General features: G+C 41.5%; 4 protein-coding genes. All 4 read left to right on the top strand.

Going from position 1 to position 3,517, the window contains the following annotated elements; translation table 11 throughout:
• Window positions 1-86 precede the first annotated feature (86 nt).
• Window positions 87-1,601 carry a hypothetical protein gene (locus tag AFK68_RS05590; protein WP_246844013.1) on the top strand — a complete coding sequence of 505 codons (1,515 nt, stop codon included), beginning with the start codon at window positions 87-89 and terminating at the stop codon, window positions 1,599-1,601.
• A gap of 502 nt (window positions 1,602-2,103) precedes the next feature.
• Window positions 2,104-2,478 (top strand): winged helix-turn-helix domain-containing protein, encoded by a 375-nt coding sequence (locus AFK68_RS05585; protein WP_094671927.1) that lies wholly within the window; start codon window positions 2,104-2,106, stop codon window positions 2,476-2,478.
• Window positions 2,442-2,699: a hypothetical protein gene (locus AFK68_RS05580; protein WP_094671926.1), complete on the top strand. Its 258-nt coding sequence runs from the start codon at window positions 2,442-2,444 to the stop codon at window positions 2,697-2,699. The genes AFK68_RS05585 and AFK68_RS05580 overlap by 37 nt, the downstream gene beginning before the upstream one ends.
• Window positions 2,700-2,751: 52 nt before the next feature.
• Entirely contained in the window at window positions 2,752-2,886 is a 135-nt protein-coding gene (locus tag AFK68_RS43300; RefSeq protein ID WP_256386494.1) for a hypothetical protein, read from the top strand.
• Window positions 2,887-3,517 lie beyond the last annotated feature (631 nt).

Raw genomic sequence — 3,517 nt, 5'->3', positions numbered from 1 at the left:
AAGTATAGCATTAATGCATGGGAATTAGTATAACTTCTCTCTAATGTCTACTGAGGTACTGATAACTGATAACTGAAATAACTACCATGACAAAAATTAAAACTAAAAAATGTTTCCATATAAGTAATTTAGGAGCAATTTTATTTAGTCTGATACTAAATTCCTACCTCTGGTTTCCTGCAAAAGCACAAGCACAAGCACAAACAGATATTTATTGTCGGTTATCACCAGAAGCGATCGCCGAAAAAGAAAATCTTCGTCAAGCAGTTTTAGGAGGAGATAAAGATGCAGAAAAACAATATCAAGATATTCATATTCAACATAGCAGAGAAGTTGGCAATTGTCGCCTGAGAAATTGGCCGAGGAATCAAGGTATTTGGTTACGAATATATCCTTGTGATGCCAGACCAGGAGAAATTGATAGGATACTTGATAAAATTGTTAATCAAGGCTATAACCAAGTATACATAGAAGCCTTCTTTGACGGACAAGTGCTTCTACCCGCAGCAAATAATCCTACAGTTTGGCCGTCCGTACTCCGTGTACCTGGTTATGAAAATGTCGATCTATTAGCTGAAAGTCTGAGAAAAGCAAAAGAGAGAGGTTTGCGAGCTTATGGCTGGGTATTTACCATGAACTTCGGGTACACCTATTCCCAACTACCTAACCGTCAACAAGCTTTAGCGCGTAATGGTAGAGGTCAAACAACTCTTCAAGTAATTCCAGATAATGTTAGTTTACATAACCAGTTAGGTGCGAGTCATGCTTTTCATACCTTTGTCGATCCTTACAGTCCGGAAGCACGTCAAGATTATAGCGTTATGGTGAATGAGGTATTAAAACGCCAACCTCAAGGAGTTTTATTTGACTACGTTCGTTATTTGCGGGGAGTGGGGAGTAACTCTGTGGCAGATGAGGTAAAAGATTTATGGATATATGGTGAAGCTTCTCGGAATGTTTTATTGCAACGTGCTAAAAATGAAGCAGGAAAAGAATTAATTAGAAGATTTTTAGACAAGGGGTATGTTACTTCTGGAGATATTTATGCTGTTTCTTCCAGGGGAACTCCGAAGTGGCAAAGTTTCTTTTCACTCTCTGCTAATGGCGATAAACTACCAAAAGGAGGTTCGGGAACACAAGTTTGGGAATTGAGTGTTGCTCATGCTGCTCAAGGAATATTAGATTTTCTCCAAGTGGCAAGTAAACCAGTACAGCAAAAAGGTTTATCTGCTGGAGCCGTATTTTTCCCAGGTGGGAATAGGAGAGTACGGAATAGTGGTTTTGACTCTCGCCTCCAACCTTGGGATCAATTTCCGAGTTGGATGGAATGGCATCCTATGTCTTATGGAGCGTGTGGCGATCGCGACCCTAGTTGTATTGTTTCTAAAGTAGAGAGAGTTGTGAGTATGGCGTCTAATGGGGTGAAGGTTATTCCGGCGATCGCTGGTGTCTGGGGGCAACCTTTTAAAAATCGTCCTTCTTTGGAAATGCAAATGCAAGCTATTAGGAGAGCCACTCCTCAGATTAATGGTATTAGTCATTTTTCCTATGGTTGGCAACATATTGAAGAAACTAGGGAACGGAAGTCTTGTCGGTTGTAAATTGGGTATTAAAGAAGCGGTCAGTATTGGGCATTACGTCAGTCCAGTAGGGTGCCTTAGGCGCTTACCACAAACTACTGTTAACTGTTAAAGATTACATTGCGCCGTAACGCACCGTTGATATAGAGCAGTAGTGGACTGACACACCTAAAATAGTGCGTTACGACGGATGGCTAAATTTATTTCATAGTCTAAATTTTAGCCGTCTTTTCATGTCGCGCAGCGCTTTTCATGTCGGCGACAGCCGTTTAGCTAGCGCACAACTCCGTTAACGCGGAGCGACATATAAAGCGTTTGCGGAGCATTCCGATAGGAAAGCTTTGCGCCAGCAAAACGGAGTTATGCGACAGCAAAACGCACCCTACAAATTTTGCTAAACTTATGATGTAGTTTTCCCAGAAGAAATAAATGTAGGGGCGGGTTCCGCATTAAATTAACGAGTCTTAACCTAAAATTAGATAAACCAACAACAAAAGAAGTTTCTTCAGTCACAGGCTATTGTTTGGAGGCAATTCGTCAAATTGCACGTCGCTACAATCGGCAAGGTAGAGAAGGATTGGTAGATCGTCGCCATCAACATCCAGGGCAAAAGGGATTCCTTTCAGATGAAAGGCAAGCCTACCTAGAAATGGCCCTCCAGGAGAGGGCACCAGATGGAGGATTATGGAATGGGCGCAAGGTGGGGGATTGGTTAACAGAATTAATTGACCATCGAGTTGATTCCTACGGAGTGCTTCGCAAACGGCGCAGGGGATGGGAATATTTACGGTCAATGAAATATAGATTACGAATCCCCCGGCCACAGCATGAAAAGTCGGCAACTCCAACCGAACAAGAGAAATGGAAAAAAAACTCTGTCACCGATTTGAACAATTAAAAGCCGAGTATCCAGAGGCCACTGTAGAACTCTGGGCAATGGATGAACATCGTTTGGGTCTCAAGCCAATTTTCCGACGAGTATGGACACCTGTGGGAGTACAACCAACTGCAGAGGTAAACTGGCGTTTTCAGTGGTTTTGGCTCTATGGGTTTGTACATCCCCAGTCAGGAGAAACAAAAAGAGTGGCTTTTGCCCAAGGTCAATATTATTGTTTTTAACCAAGTGCTGACTGACTTAGCTGGACATTTTGGTTGAGGAAAAAATAAGCACATGATATTAGTGCTAGACAAAGCAGGTTGGCACAGTAGTCAAAAACTCAAAGTTCGCACTTGGATTGCATTTGGAGTTAAAACCCGCCCATACACCAGAACTACAACCCGCCGAATGACTCTGGCCAATAATTAATGAACCTATAAGTAATCAAAACGAGTGAAAATTTATCCCAGATGGAAGATATCGTTTTTGAGCGATGTATCAACTTAATGAAACAGCGATCGTGAAACGTGCCGGAGGCAATCGCTCCCAAACAGGTCTCACTTGTTTTCGTTGGTGGCCTACTGATGATTTGTCAAGTGCTTGAAGAGTAGCGTTGCGTAGCAATATCGCTCCGGGCAATTATTTTTCTTCCTCCTCTATTATACACAAACGATGCTACCGGACATGAGATCATTTCATTGCAAGAGCAACTAATATCATGTCCGTTTATATCGTTTGTGTAAACCCAAGCGTAAATATCTACAGGAAATTTAAGTTTTTTTCTTGATAATTAAGCCTTGCCACCTGTTCCCTGTTCCCAGTTAAGTGTTCTCTACCTTTGCTATACAATACCGATGCTAGCGGACATGATATGACTTCTACCCTCATCCATAAGACTTTTTCAGCAAACCCTAAATAGGATTGCTATAGATTATTTTCTCAACAAAAAAACCCTCCTAAAATAAGAGGGCTTTTGATTAATAGAGTTGTTGGGAAATAAGGTAAAATGGTTCAAGCAGAAATTGGCCAGAAGAATGCTAAATATTGAACGAGCCTTAAA

Source organism: Hydrocoleum sp. CS-953, assembly GCF_002260545.1.
Classification (GTDB): domain Bacteria; phylum Cyanobacteriota; class Cyanobacteriia; order Cyanobacteriales; family Microcoleaceae; genus Trichodesmium.
This window is presented reverse-complemented; position numbering and strand designations above follow the sequence as displayed.